Source organism: Aquimarina rubra (assembly GCF_042684305.1).
Lineage (GTDB): Bacteria > Bacteroidota > Bacteroidia > Flavobacteriales > Flavobacteriaceae > Aquimarina > Aquimarina rubra.
Genome location: NZ_JBHULE010000019.1, coordinates 1,632,406 through 1,654,385, shown reverse-complemented (window position 1 = coordinate 1,654,385; position 21,980 = coordinate 1,632,406). Strand labels below are relative to the sequence as shown.

The 21,980-nt window shown below is 32.7% G+C and carries 22 protein-coding genes; 16 read left to right on the top strand and 6 right to left on the bottom strand.

What is annotated here, in order from left to right; all coding sequences use genetic code 11:
• Positions 1-120: 120 nt before the first annotated feature.
• Positions 121-888: an alpha/beta fold hydrolase gene (locus ACFSR1_RS15720; protein WP_378293972.1), complete on the bottom strand. Its 768-nt coding sequence runs from the start codon at positions 886-888 to the stop codon at positions 121-123.
• Positions 889-896: 8 nt separating this feature from the next.
• Positions 897-1,610 (bottom strand): pyridoxine 5'-phosphate synthase, encoded by a 714-nt coding sequence (locus tag ACFSR1_RS15715; protein WP_378293971.1) that lies wholly within the window; start codon positions 1,608-1,610, stop codon positions 897-899.
• A 97-nt stretch (positions 1,611-1,707) separates the two neighbouring features.
• Between ACFSR1_RS15715 and ACFSR1_RS15710 the strand changes: the two genes are divergently transcribed.
• From ACFSR1_RS15710 to ACFSR1_RS15670, 9 genes are all read left to right on the top strand, one after another.
• Complete coding sequence (locus tag ACFSR1_RS15710; protein ID WP_378293970.1) at positions 1,708-2,364, top strand: CBS domain-containing protein; 657 nt, start codon at positions 1,708-1,710, stop codon at positions 2,362-2,364.
• A 41-nt stretch (positions 2,365-2,405) separates the two neighbouring features.
• The gene (locus ACFSR1_RS15705; protein WP_378293969.1) at positions 2,406-3,290 is read left to right on the top strand and encodes an NAD kinase; all 885 of its coding nucleotides are present in this window, start codon (positions 2,406-2,408) and stop codon (positions 3,288-3,290) included.
• 100 nt (positions 3,291-3,390) lie between these two features.
• Positions 3,391-4,074, top strand: coding sequence for a type IX secretion system protein PorG (gene porG, locus ACFSR1_RS15700; protein ID WP_378293968.1), 684 nt, complete (start codon positions 3,391-3,393; stop codon positions 4,072-4,074).
• Between the two features lie 3 nt (positions 4,075-4,077).
• The gene (locus ACFSR1_RS15695) at positions 4,078-4,815 is read left to right on the top strand and encodes an isoprenyl transferase (RefSeq protein WP_378293967.1); all 738 of its coding nucleotides are present in this window, start codon (positions 4,078-4,080) and stop codon (positions 4,813-4,815) included.
• Between the two features lie 4 nt (positions 4,816-4,819).
• Entirely contained in the window at positions 4,820-7,450 is a 2,631-nt protein-coding gene (bamA, locus tag ACFSR1_RS15690) for an outer membrane protein assembly factor BamA (RefSeq protein ID WP_378293966.1), read from the top strand.
• A gap of 36 nt (positions 7,451-7,486) precedes the next feature.
• Positions 7,487-8,341, top strand: coding sequence for an OmpH family outer membrane protein (locus ACFSR1_RS15685; RefSeq protein ID WP_378293965.1), 855 nt, complete (start codon positions 7,487-7,489; stop codon positions 8,339-8,341).
• Positions 8,342-8,385: 44 nt separating this feature from the next.
• The gene (locus ACFSR1_RS15680) at positions 8,386-8,895 is read left to right on the top strand and encodes an OmpH family outer membrane protein (protein ID WP_378293964.1); all 510 of its coding nucleotides are present in this window, start codon (positions 8,386-8,388) and stop codon (positions 8,893-8,895) included.
• Positions 8,896-8,978: 83 nt separating this feature from the next.
• Positions 8,979-9,767, top strand: a complete 789-nt coding sequence (gene murI, locus ACFSR1_RS15675) for a glutamate racemase (protein ID WP_378293963.1) — start codon at positions 8,979-8,981, stop codon at positions 9,765-9,767.
• Positions 9,768-9,948: 181 nt separating this feature from the next.
• On the top strand, positions 9,949-10,473 hold the full coding sequence (locus ACFSR1_RS15670; RefSeq protein ID WP_378293962.1) for a hypothetical protein: 525 nt from the start codon (positions 9,949-9,951) through the stop codon (positions 10,471-10,473).
• Between the two features lie 7 nt (positions 10,474-10,480).
• Here ACFSR1_RS15670 and ACFSR1_RS15665 read toward each other — a convergent pair whose 3' ends face one another.
• Positions 10,481-11,215: a LytR/AlgR family response regulator transcription factor gene (locus ACFSR1_RS15665; RefSeq protein WP_378293961.1), complete on the bottom strand. Its 735-nt coding sequence runs from the start codon at positions 11,213-11,215 to the stop codon at positions 10,481-10,483.
• Positions 11,216-11,295: 80 nt separating this feature from the next.
• On the bottom strand, positions 11,296-13,440 hold the full coding sequence (locus tag ACFSR1_RS15660) for a tetratricopeptide repeat-containing sensor histidine kinase (protein WP_378293960.1): 2,145 nt from the start codon (positions 13,438-13,440) through the stop codon (positions 11,296-11,298).
• Between the two features lie 324 nt (positions 13,441-13,764).
• On the opposite strand from ACFSR1_RS15660, the gene ACFSR1_RS15655 reads away from it, so the two are divergent.
• Both ACFSR1_RS15655 and ACFSR1_RS15650 read left to right on the top strand, forming a co-directional pair.
• A complete protein-coding gene (locus ACFSR1_RS15655) occupies positions 13,765-14,937 on the top strand; it encodes a vWA domain-containing protein (RefSeq protein ID WP_378293959.1) in 1,173 nt (390 codons plus the stop codon).
• Positions 14,938-14,954: 17 nt separating this feature from the next.
• Complete coding sequence (locus tag ACFSR1_RS15650) at positions 14,955-15,458, top strand: rhodanese-like domain-containing protein (RefSeq protein ID WP_378293958.1); 504 nt, start codon at positions 14,955-14,957, stop codon at positions 15,456-15,458.
• 57 nt (positions 15,459-15,515) lie between these two features.
• On the opposite strand, the gene ACFSR1_RS15645 is transcribed toward ACFSR1_RS15650, so the two are convergent.
• Positions 15,516-16,538: a PorP/SprF family type IX secretion system membrane protein gene (locus ACFSR1_RS15645; RefSeq protein WP_378293957.1), complete on the bottom strand. Its 1,023-nt coding sequence runs from the start codon at positions 16,536-16,538 to the stop codon at positions 15,516-15,518.
• 243 nt (positions 16,539-16,781) lie between these two features.
• Here ACFSR1_RS15645 and ACFSR1_RS15640 point away from each other — a divergent pair, with 243 nt between their 5' ends.
• The 5 genes from ACFSR1_RS15640 (at position 16,782) to ACFSR1_RS15620 (ending at position 21,343) form a co-directional block, all read left to right on the top strand.
• Entirely contained in the window at positions 16,782-17,687 is a 906-nt protein-coding gene (locus tag ACFSR1_RS15640; RefSeq protein ID WP_378293956.1) for a NifU family protein, read from the top strand.
• Between the two features lie 127 nt (positions 17,688-17,814).
• Entirely contained in the window at positions 17,815-18,015 is a 201-nt protein-coding gene (locus tag ACFSR1_RS15635; protein ID WP_378293955.1) for a dodecin family protein, read from the top strand.
• A 471-nt stretch (positions 18,016-18,486) separates the two neighbouring features.
• The gene (locus tag ACFSR1_RS15630) at positions 18,487-19,185 is read left to right on the top strand and encodes a hypothetical protein (protein ID WP_378293954.1); all 699 of its coding nucleotides are present in this window, start codon (positions 18,487-18,489) and stop codon (positions 19,183-19,185) included.
• Between the two features lie 530 nt (positions 19,186-19,715).
• Complete coding sequence (locus ACFSR1_RS15625; protein ID WP_378293953.1) at positions 19,716-20,420, top strand: hypothetical protein; 705 nt, start codon at positions 19,716-19,718, stop codon at positions 20,418-20,420.
• Positions 20,421-20,641: 221 nt separating this feature from the next.
• Complete coding sequence (locus tag ACFSR1_RS15620) at positions 20,642-21,343, top strand: hypothetical protein (RefSeq protein WP_378293952.1); 702 nt, start codon at positions 20,642-20,644, stop codon at positions 21,341-21,343.
• Here ACFSR1_RS15620 and tsaB read toward each other — a convergent pair.
• The gene (tsaB, locus tag ACFSR1_RS15615; RefSeq protein ID WP_378293951.1) at positions 21,297-21,956 is read right to left on the bottom strand and encodes a tRNA (adenosine(37)-N6)-threonylcarbamoyltransferase complex dimerization subunit type 1 TsaB; all 660 of its coding nucleotides are present in this window, start codon (positions 21,954-21,956) and stop codon (positions 21,297-21,299) included. The two genes, ACFSR1_RS15620 and tsaB, sit on opposite strands and share 47 nt — an antisense overlap.
• Positions 21,957-21,980: the final 24 nt, after the last annotated feature.

The following is a 21,980-nucleotide window of genomic DNA, read 5'->3' as shown; positions in this document are numbered from 1 at the left end:
AATAAATTAGAATTGTTTTTGTTTTTTAGAATATTTAAAAATTAATGCACCAAATTTAGTAGAAAATACCAATTATCCAACGAATTCATTAAAATATTATGCATACATAGTATTTTTTGTTTAATTTTTAACAAACCCTAACACCGAAGCTAAAAAATCCCCTGGATTCTCTGCATGTAACCAATGTCCCGCATTAGCAATCTCATTGATTTTCGATTTAGGAAATTGTCTTCTAATACGCTCCTCATCTTCAGTCAAGATATAATTAGATTTTTCTCCTTTAAGAAAAAGCGTATCACCTTGGTAAACAAAATCTTCTGATAGTTCTAAACCGATTTCTGAGGAATTTTGCATCAAACTATTCAAATTCATACGCAGCCCAAGTTCACCTTTCTCTTTCCAAAATAAATTTTTCATTAAAAACATTCGCACCCCTGTGTCTTTTACATAAACGCTTAATGCATTATCAACGTCTCCTCTGCTTTTTAAAACCTCAAAATCCAAAGAACTCAATCCATCCAGTATATCTTGATGGTGTAAAGGATAATGCTTAGGCCCTATATCAGCTATTATTAATTTGTCCATGATCTCTGGATGATTTACAGCAAAAAACATTGCCGTTTTACCTCCCATAGAGTGACCCAATAATTTTATATCTGTAAGTCTGTTATTTTTACAGTACTCGAATAAATCCGCAGCCAGAAGACTATAATTAAATTCATTACTATGTGGACTGCGACCATGATTTCTTTGATCAATTAGATGTACTTGGTATCCATTTTCAGAAATTTTTTTCGCAAGGGTTTTCCAATTATCACCCATACCTAGAAATCCATGCAAAATCAAAAACGGAGCACCTTCTCCAAAAACATTAGCGTGTAACTTCATACCACGTATTATTTAAGTCTGTGCAAATACATATTGACTACATTTTCCAATCCAAGATATAACGATTCGCTTATTAATGCGTGCCCAATCGAAACTTCTAATAATCCAGGGATATTTTCTTTAAAGAACTTAATGTTATCCAATGAAAGATCGTGACCTGCGTTCACTCCAATACCCAAATCTACTGCCAACATTGCACAGGTTGCATACGGAAGAACAGCATCCTTGTTGCCCTTTGCGTATTCTGATGCAAAAGTTTCTGTATACAATTCTATTCGATCTGCTCCGGTTTCTTTCGCTCCTTCAATCATTTTTTCTACTGGGTCTACAAAAACCGAAGTCCGTATATCATTTTTCTTGAATTCAGAAATCACTTCTCTTAAAAAATCTTTGTGCTCTATGGTATCCCAACCTGCATTACTGGTTATAGCATCTACTGCATCAGGAACAAGAGTTACCTGAGTGGGCTTAACTTCTTTTACCAGTTCAACAAACTTTGGTATAGGATTTCCCTCAATATTGTACTCTGTGTACACTATTGGCTTTAAATCATAAGCATCTTGATATCTAATATGCCTTTCGTCCGGCCTGGGATGAATTGTAATCCCTTCTGCTCCAAAATCTTGAATATCAGTCGCTACTTTCAGTAAATTTGGAGTATCACCGCCTCTTGAGTTACGTAAAGTTGCTATTTTATTGACATTAACACTTAATTTTGTCATAGTTTTTGATATAACTTTTAATAAAAAGCAAAAATACGAACTTGAGAGTGCCTCCGTTACATATTTTTGATTAATTTGCATAAAAAGCCCCGGGAATATGAAGACAAGCTTATACATCATAAACGAAATAGATCCTCTGACCACAACTGCCAAAGTTGCGGATGCTCAATTCTTGTTTAACGAACTGACATACACCCATTTCCCTGTTTTAAAAGATGGAGTTTACACTGGATGTATTTCAGAAGCAGACATACGATGTTTTGAAACTGAAAAAACCTTGGATTCTTATTTATATGCTCTAGAAGGTTTTTTTGTTAGAAATAATGCTAATTGGTTAGATATCTTGGAATCATTTGCACAAAATCATTCGAATATTATGCCTGTTCTGGATGATGATAATAATTATCAGGGATATTTCGAACTAGGAGATATAATGAATCTCTTTAATGAAACTCCTTTTTTAAGCGAACCAGGTAACATTTTAATTGTAGAAAAAGGAGTTTTAGATTATTCCTTTAGTGAAGTTTCACAAATTGTAGAATCAAACAATGCTAAGTTATTAGGTCTTTTTATCTCCAATATGGAAAACGATGTAACGCAGATTACATTAAAAATAAATGACAGTGACATCAATAATATTGTTCAAACTTTTAGAAGATACAGCTATAATATTGTATCAAAACATCATGAAGATTCATTCTTAAACAATCTTAAAGAAAGGTCACAATATTTGGAAAAATACCTTAATATTTAGACACAAAAAGTCAACTAACAACCAAAACAAATCAATTTATAATGAAGATAGGTATTTACGGCCAGTTCTATCACGAAAAATCCGGAATATACATCCAACAATTGTTAGAAGCGCTGGACAAAAATAATATCGAAGTAGTTATCGAGAAAAATTTCCTGGAACTTATCAATCTTCACGATGATATTGACAAAAGCTATTCTCACTTCAGTACTTTTGAAGAGTTAGATCATTCTTATGATCTTTTTTTTAGTATTGGTGGAGATGGAACTATTCTGAAAACGATTACCTATGTTAGAGATTTAGGAATTCCTATTGCAGGTATTAACACAGGAAGACTAGGTTTTTTGGCAACCATTCAAAAAGAAGAAATTAAAGATACGATTGATCTTATCCTCGATAAAAAATATTATATCTCACCCAGAACTATTGTTACCATAGATACCGTACCCCATTCAGATGAATTTGGAGTTTTAAATTTCGCTATGAACGAAATTGCCGTCAGTAGAAGAAATACAACTTCTATGATTACAGTCCACACTAGTTTAAATGATGAATTTCTAACTTCGTATTGGGCCGATGGACTCATTGTCTCTTCTCCAACCGGTTCTACAGGATATTCTTTGAGTTGTGGAGGCCCTGTAATGATGCCAGATGCAGAAAGCATGGTACTTACTCCTATCGCACCTCATAATCTTAACGCAAGACCGTTAGTGATTCCTGATGATAAAGAAATTAAGTTACAAGTTTCAGGAAGAGAAGATTCTTACCTAGTGTCTCTTGATTCTAGAATACACACATTACCCAACGAAACTACGGTTGTTATTAAAAAAGCTCCTTTTAAAATTAATATGGTAGTTTTAGAGGGCGACAGCTTCTTGAAAACATTACGAAAAAAAATGCTTTGGGGAGAAGATAAGCGTAATTAGACAATAAAATCTACTAAAAAGTGTTTTTTAATTCATACTATTTTACTCAAATTCTTGTGTAGTAAAGTTAATTGTTATATTTGCAAACTTTTGAAAATCTATGAGATACTTAGCATCCTTTGTATTAATTTTGTTTTTTGGACAATCCATCACCTCTCAGACCTATGAGGTTGGACTAATGGTTGGTGGTTCCAATTATATAGGAGATGTAGGATCTACCTACTATATTTCGCCTAATGCCCTTGCCATTGGAGCAATTGGAAAATGGAACCGAAGTAAAAGACATGCGTTTAGAGCATCTTTTTTGTACGCCAATCTTAAATCAAATGATTCCAGAGGAGATGACAGAAGGGTTCAAAGAGGTTTTAGCTTTAACAATTCTGTTAAAGAATTATCTGCAGGATTAGAATTTAATTTCTGGGACTGGTTTCTCTATGATGGTCAATCGCAATTTACTCCATACCTATATACAGGTCTAACAGGTTTTAATTATAGCGCTAAAGCAGTGGATCCTAATAACGGAAATCAAATTAGCTCCTATAGCGAAAAATGGAGTGCAGCTATACCAATGGTCGTTGGAATAAAGAAAACGATTGGAAGACACTGGGTATTAGGTGCAGAAATTGGTGCGAGATATACTTTTACCGATAATTTGGACGGAAGTGATCCGGACAATGCATTTGGAACAGGATTTGGTAATTTGGATAATAACGACTGGTATGTATTTACAGGCATAACATTATCCTACACATGGGGACGAATACCATGTTATTGTGCATTCTAAAAAATGATTAATAAAGAACAACTTAATTCTAATATTCCAGAACACGTCGCCATCATCATGGACGGTAACGGCAGATGGGCAAAAAAGAAAGGACTTTTTAGAGCAGTAGGACATGAAAATGGAACAAAAGCTGTTAGAGAAGTCGTAGAGGGAGCAGCAGAAATTGGTATAAAATATCTTACTTTATATGCCTTTTCTACTGAAAATTGGAACAGACCCAAATTAGAAGTAGAGACTTTAATGAAACTTTTGGTCAGTTCCCTGAAAAAAGAAATTAAAACACTTCAAAAAAATAATATCCGATTAAATGCCATCGGAAATCTACAAGCACTACCAGAAAAAGCAAGAAAGGAATTACTGGAAGTTATTGAAAAGACTAAGGATAACGAACATATGACACTTTCGTTAGCACTTAGTTATGGTAGTCGCGAAGAGCTTATAAAAACTATTCAAGAAATAAGCAATAAAGTTAAAAATAATGTACTTTCGCCACATCTTATAAATGAAGCAGTCATTAATGAGCATTTGTATACGAAAACACTGCCAGATGTAGACTTATTAATACGTACCAGTGGAGAACAACGTATTAGTAATTTTTTGCTATGGCAAATAGCGTATGCAGAATTATATTTTACTGAAATATTATGGCCGGATTTTAAAAAAACGGATTTATTTGAGGCCATTTTGAATTATCAACAAAGAGAGAGAAGATTTGGAAAAACTAGTGAGCAGCTTAGTTAAAAAGATGACAAAAAAATTACCCTTTACGTATTTTGCATTCATTGCATTTCTATTCAATACAGTATTACTTTCAGCACAAGGTTTACCCGGCACAACCGGAAAAGAGTATATCATTGGCGACATAGAAGTAACAGGAATATCGACCTACAGCAAGAATACCATCATCACTTTTACAGGTCTTAAAAATGGTGAACGAATTGCACTACCTGGAGATAGAATCAGTGCTGTAATAAAAAAATTATGGGATCTTGAATTATTTAGTGATATTAATTTTTTTATCACTAAAATTGAAGGAGAAAAAGCCTTTCTTGAAATCAATATTCAAGAAGTTCCCGAACTAAATCAGGCAAGAATTGAAGGTGTAAGAAAACGTAAAGCCGAGGATTTAATAAAAGACAATAGCCTTAATCCTGGAGCTAAAGTAACCGAAAACCTTATTACTACTACACGAAACTTTATTACCAACAAATATCGAAAAGATGGTTTTCTTAATACTAAAGTTCTTATTAGTACTACTCCGGTAAAAGATACAGTTCCTACGAACAAAGTTAATATGTTGGTTCGTATTGATAAAGGTGATCGAGTAAAGGTTGACAAAATCAGGGTTGAAGGAAACGAGCAATTTTCTGACGGTAAGGTGAGAGCGGCTATGAAAAACACCAAACAGAAAAAATTCTGGAGATTCTGGAAACGCTCTAAATATATCAAAAATGATTATCAAGAGGACAAAGAAAGCATTATAAGTAAATACAAAGAAAAAGGATATAGAGACGCCCGTATAACTTCTGATTCGTTGATTGTTGAAGATGACAATAGTGTATCATTAAAACTTGCAATAGAAGAAGGAAATAAATACTACTTTGGAGATATTAATTTCCTAGGAAACAGTGTTTATTCAGACAATCAGCTAGCAAGGCAATTAGTTATCAAAAAAGGAGATGTGTATAACGGAGTTCTTTTAGAGAAACAAATTGCAGATAATACCAAACCTGATGCTAATGACCTTACAAACTTGTATCAGAATAATGGGTATCTATTTTCTAATATCGATGCTGTAGAAACTAACGTAAAAAATGACACTATAGATTTTGAAATTAGAATTCGAGAGGGAAAACTTGTGCATTTTGATCATATCACCGTTACCGGTAATGATAAAACAAATGACCACGTTATTTATCGAATTCTAAGAACTAAACCAGGTCAGATATACAGTAAAGATCTTGTAGTAAGAACAGTTCGAGAAATTGGACAATTAGGTTTCTTTGACCCAGAACAACTAGAACCACAGTTTAAAAATGCTGATCCACAAGCAGGAACTATTGACATTAATTATCCTGTAGTCGAAAAAGGAGCCAGTCAGATTGAGCTTCAAGGAGGTTTTGGTGGAGGTGGTTTTGTTGGAACTTTAGGATTAGCCTTCAGCAACTTTTCTATTAGAAATATTTTTAACAAAGAAGCTTACAGTCCATTACCAATGGGAGATGGTCAAACACTCCGTATCAGAGCTCAAGCCAGTCAATTTTTTCAAACATACAGTTTATCTTTTGTAGAACCTTGGTTAGGTGGAAAAAGACCTTTCCAGCTATCTACATCTTTTTCTCATACAATTCAGTTTTTATTTAACAATAGAACCAGAGACGTAGACAGAGACAGTAAATTTTTGATTACCGGTGGATCTATTGGTATTGCGAAAAGATTAAATTGGCCAGATAACTACTTTACTTTATCACAGGCAGTTAGTATTCAGCATTACAATCTAAAAAACTATAATACAAGATTATTTACATTTGGTAATGGTTCATCTAACAACTTAGCGTATACCATTGGTATTAACAGAAACAACACAGCTGTCAATCCAATTTTCCCCACTTCAGGATCAGAGTTTAATTTGATTGCTAAACTCTCTCTTCCTTATTCATTATGGGACGGTACCGATTATAGTGCATTGGCAGAAGAAAGAAGTGATCTGCTTGATGAACAGCTAAATTTGGTTAATACAGACCCATCAAATACTAGGATTGGAGAAATCACTACAGAAATAGGAGAAATCGACCAGGAGCGTTTTGATTGGTTGGAATATTATAAAATTAAATTTGACGCAACCTGGTATACTACACTAACCAAATTAGGAAAACAACCACTGGTATTAAGAACCAGAGCAGAGTATGGTTTTCTAGGCGCTTACAACAATAACAGGGGAAATATTCCTTTCGAGAGATTTTTCTTAGGAGGAGATGGATTGGGTGCCACAGCACTTGACGGAAGAGAAGTTGTAGCTCTTAGAGGATACCCAAATCAATCCCTTATCCCACTGAGTAGAGCTAATGATCCAGATTTTATAGAAGATGGGGCAACAATTTATAATAAATATTCGTTAGAGCTTCGTTATCCAATTACTCTAAAACCATCAGCTTCGATTTATATGCTGGCGTTTTTAGAAGGAGGAGCGTCTTATGATAGCTTTAGAGGATTCAATCCATTTCAATTAAATCGTTCTGCTGGAGCAGGTTTACGTATCTTTATGCCAGCCTTTGGATTGCTGGGTATAGATTTTGGGTATGGTTTTGACCCAATTCCAGGTACGACAGGAAATAATGGATGGGAGACTCACTTTATCATAGGGCAACAATTTTAATTTTGGCACGATTATTTCTATAAACAAAACAGGATCATGAAAACAAAAGTTCTTTTAGTATTATCAGCTATCCTTTGGTTATCTTTTTCCAATTCAGCAGAAGCTCAAAAAGGTATCAGAATCGGTTACATAGATATGGATTACATCTTAGAAAATGTACCCGAATATAATGAAGCGTCAGCAGACCTGGAAACCAAAGTACAAAAATGGAAAGTAGAGATAGAAGCTGAATTAAAAGAAGTAGAACAGATGAGAAAAGATCTCAATAACGAACGTGTTCTGCTTACTAAAGAACTTATTGAGGAAAGAGAAGAAGATATTTTCTTTAAAGAAAAAGAAATACTGGAATATCAACAAAAAAGGTTTGGTCCTAATGGAGACTTATTTCTCCAAAAAAAGAGACTGGTTCAACCGGTTCAGGATCAAGTTTTCGTTGCAGTTCAAGAAGTAGCGAAGAATAAAAAATATGATTTTATATTTGACAAATCTGCAGATTTGGTAATGCTCTTCTCTGCCGACAGACATGATATAAGTGATCAAATATTATTAAGAATTAACAGAGCTTCTAAAAGAAAGCAAGTAAACAGTAAAAAAGAGAAAAAAGCGCTTGAGAGAGCAGAAAAAAGGAACTCAGAGCAGGAAAAAGAAGTAACCGACAGAGAGAAGGCTACGTCTCAGAAACAAGAGGAAAGAGAAAAATTATTAGCAGAAAGAAGAGCAGCAAGAGACTCGATCCGAGCAGCTAAGAAAAAAGAGTTTGAAGCAAGAAGAGCTAAACTTCTAGAAGCACAAAAAAGAAAAAAAGATTCTATACAAGCTCTAAAAGAGCAATTGAAAAACGATACACCCTCTAATGATGATGGTGAGACAAAGGAAAATGAAGATAATTAGAAAAATTAATTTTTAAATTTATAACACACTTAATATTACTGAAAATGAAAAAGTTTAGAACCCTATTTGTAGCTTGTGCATTCATCCTAGGAGCCTCAAGTTTTGTAAATGCGCAATCCAAAGTAGCACATATTGCTTCTCAGGAACTAGTGGAATCAATGCCTGCTTTTAAAGCTGCCAAAAGCGAAATCGAAAAGCTAAACAAAACATACGAAGCCGAAATCAGAAATATGGTTTTGGAATTGCAGAATACAATGAAAAAGTATCAGGCTGAAGCCCCTACTAAAACTGAAGAAGAAAATGCTAAAAGAGCACAAGAAGTTCAGGCTACAGAGAAAAGCATAGGAGATTATAGACAAAATGCTTTACAGGATCTTCAGAAAAAAGAAATTGAATTACTAAAGCCTATCTATGAAAGCGCACGTGTATCTATCCAAAAAGTAGCAAGAGCACAAGGATTTCAGTACGTATTAGATTCTACAACAGGAACAGGAGTTATCTTGGCTGATGGAAAAGATCTAATGGCTGACGTTAAGAAAGATCTAGGTATCTAAAAATTACCTTTACAGAATAAAATAAAAACAGTGAGTCTAGATTCTCACTGTTTTTTTATTTTTGGTATATACTATTTATATCCATGAACGATCAGGCAATTGGTATTTTTGACTCTGGTGTAGGAGGAACTTCAATTTGGAACGAAATTGCACGGGTGATGCCGAATGAAAACACCATATACTTAGCTGATAGCAAGTATGCTCCCTATGGCAAACGCAGCAAGGACGAAATCATCGCCTTAAGCATTAAAAACACCAAAAAACTTCTGGAGCTAAATTGCAAAATCATTGTTGTTGCCTGCAACACTGCAACTACAAACGCTATAAAAGTACTCAGAGAACAGTTTGACATTCCGTTTATTGGTATAGAGCCTGCGATAAAACCAGCTGCTCTTAATACTAAAACCCAAAAAGTTGGCGTACTGGCCACAAAAGGAACATTGTCCAGCGAGCTTTTTGCAAAAACATCCGATCAATATGCAAATAATATAGAGGTTATTGAAGTAATCGGCACCGGACTGGTAGAACTTATCGAAGAAGGAAAAATACAAACTCCAGAAATGGGTATGCTATTGGATTCCTATATACAACCACTGATTAAAAAAGGTATCGATCATCTCGTTTTAGGTTGTAGTCATTATCCTTACCTTATCCCGGTTCTTAGAAAAATGCTTCCTACTCATATTGACATCATAGATTCTGGTGAAGCTGTAGCAAGACAGACTAAGGTTGTTCTTTCTAAAAACAACCTCCTAAACCCTTCTAATCAAGAAGGGATCCATACTTTTTTTACTAATGGATCGTTACCTGTTTTACAAGAGATTCTAAAAAAAAACGACCTCACTTCTGTTTCAAAAGCTGTAAATTTTTAAAATTTGTAGGAATTAACTTTGTTTTTTTAATAATTTTGTTAAAAAAGTACCTTTTAGCGAATTTTAACACTTTTTATCGTTGATTGTGTCGTTTTTTTTTCTTTATTTGATAATGTATTGATTGTTAAGTTTTTACAATAAAGCAGATACTGATAAACCTTTTACCCCTAATTCTGTAATTATGAAAAAAAGCATTGTAACGCTTTTTGGATTGTTTTGTGTTGCTTTTTCTATAGCGCAAAACAATGTTCAAATAGACGGAAGATTAAAACCACATCTAGATAAGTTTTTCGAATACTGTAAAGAATACAACATCGAATATTATGATAAGTTATTTGAACTTAAAAATATTGACATTGTTGACACGCTAACCGTTTCTCCTAAAGGATCTACACTAGGAATGCTTACAAGAGATAAAAACAATAAAGTTGAAAACATAGTAATTAACTGGGTAGCCATGCTGGATCAGGAAATTCTAAAGGTAGTTGCATTCCACGAATTCGCGCATTATTTTCTGGAGTATGAAAAACACATTTGTGATGATTGTGGAAAAATAATGGCCGTTGTTAACACCAGTTATTTTGATATTGTAAAAGATTGGGATAACCAAGTAAAAACACTATTTCTAGACTCTCCGTTATATAAGAAAAGAAAGAGTGTTGCTTATAGCGGGCCACCTAACAGACATGATGTGTTTGCAAATTAATCATTTCTTATTTAAAATAATCTAACAAGGCTCCCTTTTTAGAAGAGGAAACGAGAAGTTCTTTACCGGAATTTAATTGAACGCTACCTCCTTTGCCCTTTTTATATCGAACGATGGCATTAACGTTGACCAAATAACTTTTGTGTATCCTAACAAAACCTTGATCTACTAAAGAATCCTCAAAATATTTTAAAGTTTTACTGACTAATTTTTGTCCTTGATTAAGGAATATCTTGGTGTAATTATCATCTGCTTGACAATACAATATTTCTGCGACTTTCAACACTTCAAAACCATCTTGTTGCGGTATGGTAATTTTTCCATCAGCGGCAGCAGATATTTTTGGTATTAATACTTTATCCTGTAGTTCTTTTTCGCGCTCTTTTATATGACTAACGTGATCAACAGCCTTAATTAGATTATCTATAGCTATTGGCTTTAAAAGATAATAGGTAGCCTGTGCATTTAGTGCATCAACGGCATAATGATCATAAGCCGTGACAAATACAGTTTCGAAGGTTCTGTCGGGCACTTGTTCTAATAAATCAAAGGCGTTACCATAAGGCATCTCTACATCAAGAAACAGAAGATCAGGATTATTGGATTCTAAGAGTTTTAATGTTTCCGGCACACTTGCAGCCTCGCCTATCACTTTAACTGTAGGACAGTATTTATTTAGATAATTTTTTAATATCTCTCGGCTATTTACCTCATCATCTACTACGATTGCTGTTAAATTCACAGTTATTAAATTTATTAGATTACTTTTAAACTCTTCTGAGTCACTTACTATTTTGAAACTTTTAAAGACTCTTAAAAATATTACGTATCTTTTTTGAGTGTCAATTTTACTTGAGTACCTCCTTCTTCATCAATCAAATCTGAGATAAAAACATCAACTTTATCCTTATACATTGTATTAAGAATATTGATCCGCTTTTTGATATTACTCATTCCTTGAGACTTTTGTTTCTTTTGATTTAATGTTTTTAGTGCTTTAGATTTTTCTCTCCCGATTCCGTTATCTGCGATCACTATTTCTATGGTTTCGCTATTCGTTTTATCAAAACGTATTGACAACAACCCCTTTTCTTCCTTATATCGCAATCCGTGCCACACAGCATTCTCTACATAAGGTTGTAGTAACATTGGTGGAATCATATATTCTTTGATATTAATTTCAGGATCTACTTCTATAGTATACTCGAATTTATCCTGGAATCTAAAATGCTCCAATTGTACATACAATTCTAATAACTCTATTTCATTTTCTAACGGAATGAAATCTTCCTCACTATTTTCTAAAACCGCTCTCATTAACAATGAAAAATCGGTTAGATATTTATTGGCAGCTCTTTCATCGCTTGTAGCTATGAATGTATTTACCGAATTTAATGCGTTAAAAATAAAATGTGGATTCATTTGAGAGCGCAATGATTTTAGTGCCAATAAGTTATTAGCATATTGCTGCTGTTTTATATTGCGATACATAAGATATGCCGCCAAAAACAATAAAACAGACAACCCAATTAATGAATAGATAATTATTTTTTGCTGTCCGGCTAGTTCCTGAGATGCAAATGCCAATTTATATCTACTCTCATTAAGTTCTCTATCTTTTTCTAGTGTAGCAATCCGATTCGCCTTTTGAGCCAGCTCTCTACTAAATCTGGTAGCTTGCGATATTTCCTGATCTTTTTGTACGTATAGTCTATCAATGATGACTTCATATTCTTTAAAAGCTTCAGAAGCTTTTTCTAATTCTCCTTTTTCTCTATATACCTCTCCAAGTTTTCTGGTAGCATCTTTTTGAACAACCAAATCATTTTCTGATTCTGCCTTTTTGATACTTTCTTCCAAATAAGGTATTGCTTCATCAAATTCGGATTGCGCAGCAAATGCATTGGCTATTTTGTAATTCTGCACCTGTGAGGTAATGGCCCTGTCTTCATTAGTAGTAGTATTAGGATCAGACTCAATACTGTCGTTTTTCACAGGACTGTATGCCTCTTTTTTTTCCAAATCCTGAATGTCCTCGAGTGCTTCCTTTCGTAATTGTATTTCTTTATCAAAACTGTTGTTTTTATTATAAAAATCAGCCGCTTTTGCTCTCTGTCGAGCTGAAGATTTTTTACTCCTCTTACTTGCAAGCTGTACAGAATTATCTAAATACTCCTCTGCTCCATCCAGATTTCCTTGAATCTGAAGCATTTCTGCCAACTTAGAATTTAAATCAATAATAAAATCTTCTGACTTGTTCTTTTGCGCAAAAGACAATGCTATATTATAATTATTGACAGCATTTTCGTTACTACCAGAACCCTTATAACTATCCCCTAATCCAGCATATACTTTAATTCGCTGTATAGCATTTAATCTGGATTTCTTTAATTCATCAAAAGTACGTAGGGAAGATTCATAATTTTCACTTTGTAATTGAGCATTTCCCAATTTAATTTTTACATCAGTATTATATTTATTGCTTAGACTAGTGATATAATTACTTTCAGCTAAATCAGGTTGTTTCCAATACGCATTAATATCTCCCAAAGTTTCAAAAAGCTCTGCCTTTTTCTCATCTCCGAAAGTATCATCATCCTCAATAGTTTCAAGAGCTTTTGTTACATAATCAATACTGGTTGTAGCGTCTTTTTTCATGGAATTTCTGGCAGCAGCAAGATGCACTCCATATGCAGCAGATAATTTTTTTTGCTTCCGCTCTCTTTCAGCACTTGAAACCGTGGGATCTTCTTGTACTTTAACATCAATTCTTTCTCCACTTTTAATAGTATGATGAATCGTATTAAAATTATCATGACTAATAATGATCTCATCGCCTATTTTGGCTTGTATTCTAAAATCTCCTAAATTATCCGTGAGATATGTATTACCACCTACTACTCTAATTTCTACATTCTTCAATGGTCGAAGCGTCTTATCTTCTTTTACAGTACCTCTTATTGTCATTCTAGGTACGACTTTTGATCCCTCTAGGATTCTCCGATTGTCTTGACCAAAAAAAGAATTAGGCAACAACCACATAACCAATAAAATGAAACAAAATTTATTCATCACATACCAAATAAGTAAGGTAAACTTAATCCATTTATACGGGATAATAAAATCAGAAATTGACGACAAACTGCTTTTCTATCAATATTTGGGTTACAAAAGACTACTTCCCTAACTGATACGGACTTTTCACTCATTGATATGAGAGCATTCCTCATTATCCATTTTTATCTAAAAAAGTTCCTATTAGTTTTAGCCTAAATTAAAAAAGCAATAATTATGAAGACAATAAATTTATGGGGCTTATTATGCCTACTAATAGTTCCTGTTTCCTGCAACGCAAAAAATAACGGTAATTCTGAGTTAGCTTTTCAATCTGATAACTCATACCAGATTTACACTTCCAAAACAGATCCAGATACAAGAAATATTCAAGTCGCGCTATTGTTAGATACGAGTAATAGTATGGATGGTCTCATTGATCAGGCCAAAGCTCAGTTATGGGAAATCGTAAACGAGCTATCTTATGCAAAGTGCGGTCATTATAAAATAAAATTACAAATTGCCTTGTATGAATATGGTAATGATCGTTTACCGTCACAAGAAGGATATATCAGACAAGTACTTCCTTTTTCTGATGATCTGGATGAAATCTCCAAAGAACTTTTTGCACTGACTACTAATGGTGGTAACGAGTATTGTGGTAAAGTAATCAATACTTCTATAAATCAATTAGACTGGAAAAAAAACAATGATCATCTAAAACTAATTTTTATAGCCGGTAACGAACCTTTTACCCAAGGCCCAGTAAACTATAAAGATGCTGCTATTGACGCAAAGGAAAAGGATATTACTATTAATACTATTTTTTGTGGAAACTACAAACAAGGTATAGAAACCAAATGGAAAAACGGAGCAGATCTAACTAATGGAGAATATAGTGCTATTGATCACAACAGAGAAACAATACACATAGCTACACCTTATGATGATATCATCTTACAATTAAATAGACGATTAAATAACACATATATCTATTATGGAAATGAAGGCTCTAAAAAAATGAGCTTACAAGCCGAACAAGATAGTAATGCTCGGTCTTACAGTCCTGCTAACGCAGTCAGCAGAACTGTTAGTAAAAGTTCTGGGTTTTACAAAAACAAAAGTTGGGATCTAGTAGATGCAGTAGAAGATGAAAATTTTGAGATAGAAGAAGTTGAGAAAGAAGAATTACCACAGGAATTAAAAGGTAAGTCTAAAACAGAACTAAAACAATATATCGCCGAAAAAGGTAATGAGCGAAAAGAAGTGCAGCAAAAAATACAGGAGTTGAATAAGAAACGTATAGAATACATCAAAAATAATAGCAAAAAGGATGATTCTAATCTCGAGGCTGCTTTAATTAAAGCAATAAAAACTCAAGGAGAAAGAAAATCTTTTAGTTGGGAATAATAATAAAAACAAAACCGATGAAAATAAGTTTAATACTTTTTCTAATACCCATTACTATGTTGTCTCAAAGGGAAGATAAATTACAAAAGTCAAAAGTAGATTATAATTCATTTTTGGAAATTAGCGAAGAAGTTTTGAAGTATAGAGAAACCAGATTAATACCTCTTAATAAATTTCTTGACTTCGCAAAAGATTCTAAAACTGTTTTATTGGATACAAGATCAGAAGCTGCTTACAAACGAAAACATTTAGAAGGAGCTGTCCATTTAAATTTTTCGGATTTTACAGAAGCGAAATTAGCGAAGATAATTCCGGATAAAAAGACAAGAATCTTAATTTATTGTAATAACAACATAGATGGTGATATACTAAATTTTCCAACTAAAAGTCTTCCATTGGCATTAAACATCCCAACCTTTATCAATCTCTATGGTTATGGCTATAAAAACATATACGAACTTTCCTCATTAGTTCCTATACTGGATAAACGGTTAAAATTTCATGGTACAGAAGTGAAGTAACCAAAAAGACTAGCTTATGAGGCTAGTCTTTTTTCTATATTGTATACAATGTCTTTGCTAATTATTCACCGCAGGACAATGACAATTCCAACGTTCTTTACGTTCTCCAAAATCATATCCCAATGTTAGTTGATGAAAACCTCCATTGCTTAATACCACAGAATTAGACTGGTAGCTATATGTGTAACCGACCATCCACTTTTTATAATTTATACCTAAAAATGGTGTGATATATTGAAGTTTTTGACTTTCAATTTCGGTACCTGTTTGAGAAAACTCTGCACCATCAAAACTTCTTCTATATGATAAACCTCCCCAAAGCGTGGCAAGCTCTCCGAATCTTCTGTACACCTTTAAATTTGCATCAATAGTGCTTTCCATAGTTTGATCCGTTGCCTGATATAATATTGAAGGCTCCAAACTCCAGGGACCATTTCCTAGCCCAAATACATATCCAACTGAAAAAAGATATCTTCTCTGATTATTAGGTTCTACGATTGTATTATTAGGATTATCAAAAATATCTCTCGTAGTTGGTAATATATTTTTTACTGTAAAATGAGCAAACCAATTAAGATAATGGTAAGACATCCCTACATCTATATTAAAATAGCCATCTTTTTGCAAATTTCCTCTTAAAACCGGATCCGGATCTGCTGGATCATCTAATCCTCTCTCATCTACATTTGATTGAATAAATGCTCCACTAATACCAAAGGACAACATATTAAGATCGGTTCGATCACGAGAAAATAATAAATGATAAGCAAATGTTGTAAATACTCCTGTCTGAGAAAAACGTCCGTTTTCATCTCTATAAACGATAGCTCCTAAACCTACTTTGTCACCTGTTCTAAAATTGATATTTGCAGATTGTGTGCTTGGTGCATTATCTACATCAAACCATTGCTTTCTAGCAGTAAGCCTAATTTTATTGGCGTTTGAGGCTCCGGCCATAGATGGATGAACCAAATATAGGTTATCAGAAAGATAATCTGCATATACCGGAATTCCTTCCTGAGAAAAGATAAATTGAGAGGTCAGAATAACAAGCAACAAATAGTATTTCTTCAAATTCATCAGAGGCATTATATTTAAAAGGAAAAACTAGGTTAATTATTTCAATATAAACTATTTAATTCTGCTTATATTGTGGGGCTTTAATATTTCTTTCCCAAATCAAAATATTATTTATTGCCGGCATCAAATATATAAATTTTTAGCAGAACATATCTTTTGACCCCAGTATTAAAACATTCTTAATCTTATAAACCCTACTATAAAGTGGAATTACTTTTTAGTAAATTTGCCAAAAATATATCCATGGAAAAGAATTTTGAAATAAAAGTTGAACCTACTTCTAATCCAAGTATTATAAAATTTGAGGCGAATTATTTTTTGACTGAACATACCAGCTATGAATTTGAAAATATCGATCAAGCCAAAAATTCGCCATTAGCTCAACAATTATTTTACTTACCATTTGTGAAAAGGGTGTTTGTTGCACAAAATTTTGTAGCAATAGACAAGTACAACATTGTAGAATGGACTGATGTACAACAAGAAGTTGCAGAACAGATAAAAGAGTATTTAAATAGTGGGCAACCTGTTATTAACGAAACTTCTTCTACAAAAAAAGTACCTATAACCATCTATGCAGAAAGCACTCCTAATCCCGCTGTACTTAAATTTGTAGCAAATAAGAAATTAGTTGCCTCGGGTCATGAGTTTAAAAGCATTGATGATACCAAAGAAGCTCCTTTGGCAGAAAAACTATTTCATTTTCCATTTGTAAAGGAAGTATATATCGATGAGAATTATATCTCGATTAATAAATACGATATGGCAGACTGGAATGACATTACCATGGAAATCAGAGAGTTTTTAAGAGACTACCTTGAACAAGGTAAGGAAGTACTTTCTGAAAATATAACAGTTTCTAAAAGCCAGGTGGAAAAGCAGGCGGAAGCTGCATTTGAGAAACTGGATGACACTTCTAAAGATATCGTTAATATTATTGAAGAATACATTAAACCAGCTGTTGCAAGTGACGGTGGTAATATTATGTTTGATTCTTATGATCCTGTGAGTAAAGGAGTGAAAGTAATCTTACAAGGTGCTTGTAGTGGATGCCCTTCTTCAACTTTTACATTAAAAAATGGAATAGAAAACATGCTTAAAGAGATGTTGAAAGATAAAGTAGCCTTTGTAGAAGCCATAAATGGGTAGTTTGTCGAATTATCTTTAATCATATCGAAAAAACCATTTAAATAATAATGGTTATTATTTAAAAAAGACCAAAGTATCTTGTATCTTAGAGAACCTTTTATAAAATATTAACCAAAAAATTATTAAAATGGCAATTGTTAAAGTAATAGAAGTAATAGCAACCTCAGAAAAAGGTTGGGAAGATGCAGCAAAAAACGGAGTTAAAGAAGCTGCAAAAACAGTAAAAAATATTAAATCGGCTTGGATATCTGACCAAAAGTTAGTGATCAAGGATAATGAAATTGCAGAGTATAGAGTTATTCTAAAAATATCTTTTGAAATCAATTAAAAATTTACCGGTATGAGTTGTCCTAAAGTAGGATGATAATATTATTTAAAGCATCTCAGTTTTTGAGATGCTTTTTTTACTAAAAAACCAATCTGATATCTGAAAAACGAATTTGGACAAAAAAAATATCCATTTTTTCAAATTTTCTATATTCATCGAGTTTATCATAAATATCAAACAATATTTTCCTTTAACACCAAATCAAAAAAAAATTATAATAATCATAAAATGTGATTGTTAAGCACGGAACTGAAGTTTTTTCTTACAAAATCTTCCTTTTTTTAGCTATCATTTACTGTTAAACCATAATAAAAAGATGTTAATTATGCAATAAAATAAACAGTAACGAACGAATATTTTGCGAAAAAACGAAATACTTTATCAAATAAATAAAAATAACCCATTAAAAGTTGATTTTTTGCGTATAATATTGCGTTTTATTAAATTTACAATAACCTAAATCAAATTGCCGTGAGAAAAAAACTACATGTACTATTTTTATTATTCTCGCCCATTTTATTTGCTCAACTTCCACAATCTTTAATGGAACCAGCAAAAATAGTGACTACTTTTGATGAGTATGACGGTTCTGTCTATAAAAACTTCAGATACAAGGATGCTAGTGTTATAGACGAAAATTCAGGAACATTTGACACTAAGCTTCGTTATAATACATACACCGATGCTTTGGAACTGGAAAAAGGAGAAGATTTGTTCCAATTAGTGAAGAATCCAACATCCCATGCGAGAATTGATGGAGATTATTATTACTACTGTAATTTTAAAACACAACGCGGATTAAAAAGACCCGGTTATTACGTTCTTGTCGAATTAAATGACAAATACAGAATCTACAAAAAATATGACCTAAAAATCAAAAAGCCCAGTAAAAATGGAGCGGCTAGCGGAAATGCAACTCCTGGAAAACTTAGTATCGAAACAAAATACTTTCTTGAAGAAAGAGGGGTTATTATGGAGCTTCCTATGAATAAAAAAGAAATTTTGGCAACACTTAGTGACAAAGAAGATGAGCTTAAAAAATATATAAAAAAGGAGCGTATTAAAGTAAAGAAAGAAGAAGATCTAATACGACTTGTTTCTAGATACAATGCTCTAAAAACCACCGATGGAAGTAACTCTAGAAGTTTGTTAACTACAAGAAAAAATTAAGCTTATTTACAGAAAATTTAATTGCTTATAATAAAAGCATCTCGCAATGATATTCTTGGGATTCTTTTTGTGTTTTTTAGAGTTCTAATCTTTTTACACCAAATGGATATATTCCTTCAATTTAATACCTTTTAGGCGTGAGAAATTCTTGTTTTTTATCGTACCCCTATCACTCTATAATATCACACATAAGTTTTTGATTTTTTTAATAAGACTCTTCACTCAGTTTATTAATATCAAATTTGTAAACACAAAATATCTCATTTGCACTTTTTTTCTTTGGAGTGATTAAACTTTATTTATACTTATTGAAGTAATTTCTTACAAATCTATAACGTTTTCGGAGCAAAAACTACTGTTTTACCATAAAAAAGTGATGTTATATTTTCAGCAAAACAGAATATTTCCCGTTAATACATTGACAAAAAAGTTAATCCTTTAATGAATTGATAAAAATATTGTATTAAAACTTATATTTTTGCATTTAATCCATCATTTTATTAAGTTTATTTCACCTAAATCAATAAGCCGTGAGAAAAATACTACAATTTTTGTTTTTAGTAATGTCGCCTGTTTTATTTGCGCAACTTCCGCAATCTTTATTAAAACCGACAGAGAGAGTTAGTACATTTGATGAGTATGATGGTTCTATTTTTGAGAGCCATAGATATAAAGATGCAAGTGTAATAGATGAGAAGTCAGGAACTTTTGATACTAAACTTAGGTACAATGCCTACACTGATGCACTAGAATATAAGAAAGGCTCTGACCTATTTGAACTCGTAAAGAGCCCTACATCGCATGCAAGAATAGATGGTGACTATTACTATTATTGTGAATTCAAAACGCAAAGAGGTTTAAAAAGACCAGGTTACTATGTGTTAGTTGAATTAAATGAGCGTTATAGAATTTATAAGAAATACTCTGTAAAAATAACAGAACCTGATGCCAAAGGATCTGTTAGTGGAACAGCTACTCCTGGTAAAGTACAAATTAAAACAAAATATTTTCTTGAGGAAAGAGGTGTAATCATGGAGCTACCTATGAACAAGAAAAAAATTCTTGCCGCACTTGGTGATAAAGAAGAAGAGCTAAAAGCTTACATCAAAAAAGAAAAAATAAAAGTACGAAAAGAGGAAGACCTTATCCGTCTTGTATCAAGATACAATGCGTTAAAAAGTAGTGATGCCAGTCCATCCAGAAGTTTACTTAGCACTAGGTCCAGAAGAGACTAATATCCTTTTCTTATTTTTTAAATAATATTTAGCCATCTGCCCTATACAGATGGCTTTTTTCATGATATCAAATTACATTTTTCTAGATACGATATAGAAAACCACTTTTACCTATATACAGGCGATATTTCAATATTTTTTACGTTAAAAACGTATTTAATCTATGTTTTATGCTTTTTATCGAATTATTTTATTATATTAGTACTTTAAATTTATATTATATGAGAAATATACTACAAATACTAATTTTTTTAACAACTTCGTCTTTATTAGCACAGTTGCCACAAGAATTATTAAGGATCACTCAGGAAACAAAAGTTTTTGACACGTATGTAGGTTCTATTTATACCAATAAAAAATACCAGAATGCGACTATAATTGATGAGAAAAAAGGAACATTTGATGCTCAGGTTAGATATAACATTTTTAATGATGCACTAGAATACACTAAAGACTCTAACTTATATGAGATTGTAAAAATTCCCACAACTCACGTAAGGATTGACAATGATTATTTCTATTACTGTACTTTTAAAGATGAACGAGGTTTTAAGAATCATGGATATTTTGTTCTTGTAGAATTAACAGAACAATACAGAATTTATAAAAAGTATGATCTAAAAGTTACCGAACCAAAAAGCATGGATGCCGACACCGGAACTACTCAAGTAGGTAAAATAAAAACTATAGAAACTTATTATCTTGAAGAAAATGGAACTGCTATAGAATTACCTACTAAGAAAAATGACTTATTAGCTATGTTTTCTGATAAAGAAAATGAACTAAAAGCATATATCAAAAAAGAAAAAATAAAAACTAGAAAGCCTGAAGATCTTGTAAAACTGGTTTCTAAGTATAATGCTTTAAGAAATATTTCTAACCCGTCACGAAGTCTTTTAAGTAATAGGGTTCAAAATAACTAACATCTTCAAAGTTGTTTTTTAAAAACTTCTCATAACTAATGGTTGCCATCTCATTTGCAGATGGCAATTTTTCTGAAATAAATTTTGCGTTTTGATGATTACATATTTCTGCGAACTTAGCTACTCCATTTCCGATAAAATACACCTCGCCCTCTTGTAAATAATTCTGGTAAGAAGTTTCTGTTAATATCTCGGCTTCAGTAGACCTTAGCTGTTCATAATCACTAGAGAATACAGCAGAATATACTTCCATCCTCCTGGCATCAATCATAGGCACTATAAATCCTTTTTTCGACTCTACCTGTAACGCTAAAGAATGTAATGTATTCACAGAAATCAATGGAATATCCAGTCCATAACACAGTCCTTTTGCCGCAGAAACTCCAATTCTTAAACCGGTATAAGATCCAGGACCTTTGCTAACTGCAATGGCATTAAGATCTCCAAAAGTTATTCCTGATTCATCTATTACGATATTTATAAAGTGATGCAAACGCTCAGCATGAGAATACTTGGTATCATAATCTTCTTTGGACATCACTATATGTCCTTCTTTTACCAAGGCTACTGAGCAATTAGTAGTAGAAGTTTCTATGCAAAGAATATAGGCCATCTTTAAAAAAATTTATGCAAAGAT

Bases quoted from the DNA above. Each gene is read 5' to 3' on its own strand.
- ACFSR1_RS15685 (WP_378293965.1), top strand. From the start codon at position 7,487: ATGAAAACAAAAGTTCTTTTAGTATTATCAGCTATCCTTTGGTTATCT.
- ACFSR1_RS15680 (WP_378293964.1), top strand. From the start codon at position 8,386: ATGAAAAAGTTTAGAACCCTATTTGTAGCTTGTGCATTCATCCTAGGA.
- ACFSR1_RS15655 (WP_378293959.1), top strand. From the start codon at position 13,765: ATGAAGACAATAAATTTATGGGGCTTATTATGCCTACTAATAGTTCCT.
- ACFSR1_RS15640 (WP_378293956.1), top strand. From the start codon at position 16,782: ATGGAAAAGAATTTTGAAATAAAAGTTGAACCTACTTCTAATCCAAGT.
- ACFSR1_RS15660 (WP_378293960.1), bottom strand. From the start codon at position 13,440: ATGACAATAAGAGGTACTGTAAAAGAAGATAAGACGCTTCGACCATTG.
- ACFSR1_RS15650 (WP_378293958.1), top strand. From the start codon at position 14,955: ATGAAAATAAGTTTAATACTTTTTCTAATACCCATTACTATGTTGTCT.
- ACFSR1_RS15670 (WP_378293962.1), top strand. From the start codon at position 9,949: ATGAAAAAAAGCATTGTAACGCTTTTTGGATTGTTTTGTGTTGCTTTT.
- ACFSR1_RS15645 (WP_378293957.1), bottom strand. From the start codon at position 16,538: ATGAATTTGAAGAAATACTATTTGTTGCTTGTTATTCTGACCTCTCAA.
- ACFSR1_RS15720 (WP_378293972.1), bottom strand. From the start codon at position 888: ATGAAGTTACACGCTAATGTTTTTGGAGAAGGTGCTCCGTTTTTGATT.
- bamA (WP_378293966.1), top strand. From the start codon at position 4,820: ATGACAAAAAAATTACCCTTTACGTATTTTGCATTCATTGCATTTCTA.
- tsaB (WP_378293951.1), bottom strand. From the start codon at position 21,956: ATGGCCTATATTCTTTGCATAGAAACTTCTACTACTAATTGCTCAGTA.
- ACFSR1_RS15715 (WP_378293971.1), bottom strand. From the start codon at position 1,610: ATGACAAAATTAAGTGTTAATGTCAATAAAATAGCAACTTTACGTAAC.
- ACFSR1_RS15635 (WP_378293955.1), top strand. From the start codon at position 17,815: ATGGCAATTGTTAAAGTAATAGAAGTAATAGCAACCTCAGAAAAAGGT.
- ACFSR1_RS15695 (WP_378293967.1), top strand. From the start codon at position 4,078: ATGATTAATAAAGAACAACTTAATTCTAATATTCCAGAACACGTCGCC.
- murI (WP_378293963.1), top strand. From the start codon at position 8,979: ATGAACGATCAGGCAATTGGTATTTTTGACTCTGGTGTAGGAGGAACT.
- ACFSR1_RS15710 (WP_378293970.1), top strand. From the start codon at position 1,708: ATGAAGACAAGCTTATACATCATAAACGAAATAGATCCTCTGACCACA.
- ACFSR1_RS15620 (WP_378293952.1), top strand. From the start codon at position 20,642: ATGAGAAATATACTACAAATACTAATTTTTTTAACAACTTCGTCTTTA.
- ACFSR1_RS15705 (WP_378293969.1), top strand. From the start codon at position 2,406: ATGAAGATAGGTATTTACGGCCAGTTCTATCACGAAAAATCCGGAATA.
- porG (WP_378293968.1), top strand. From the start codon at position 3,391: ATGAGATACTTAGCATCCTTTGTATTAATTTTGTTTTTTGGACAATCC.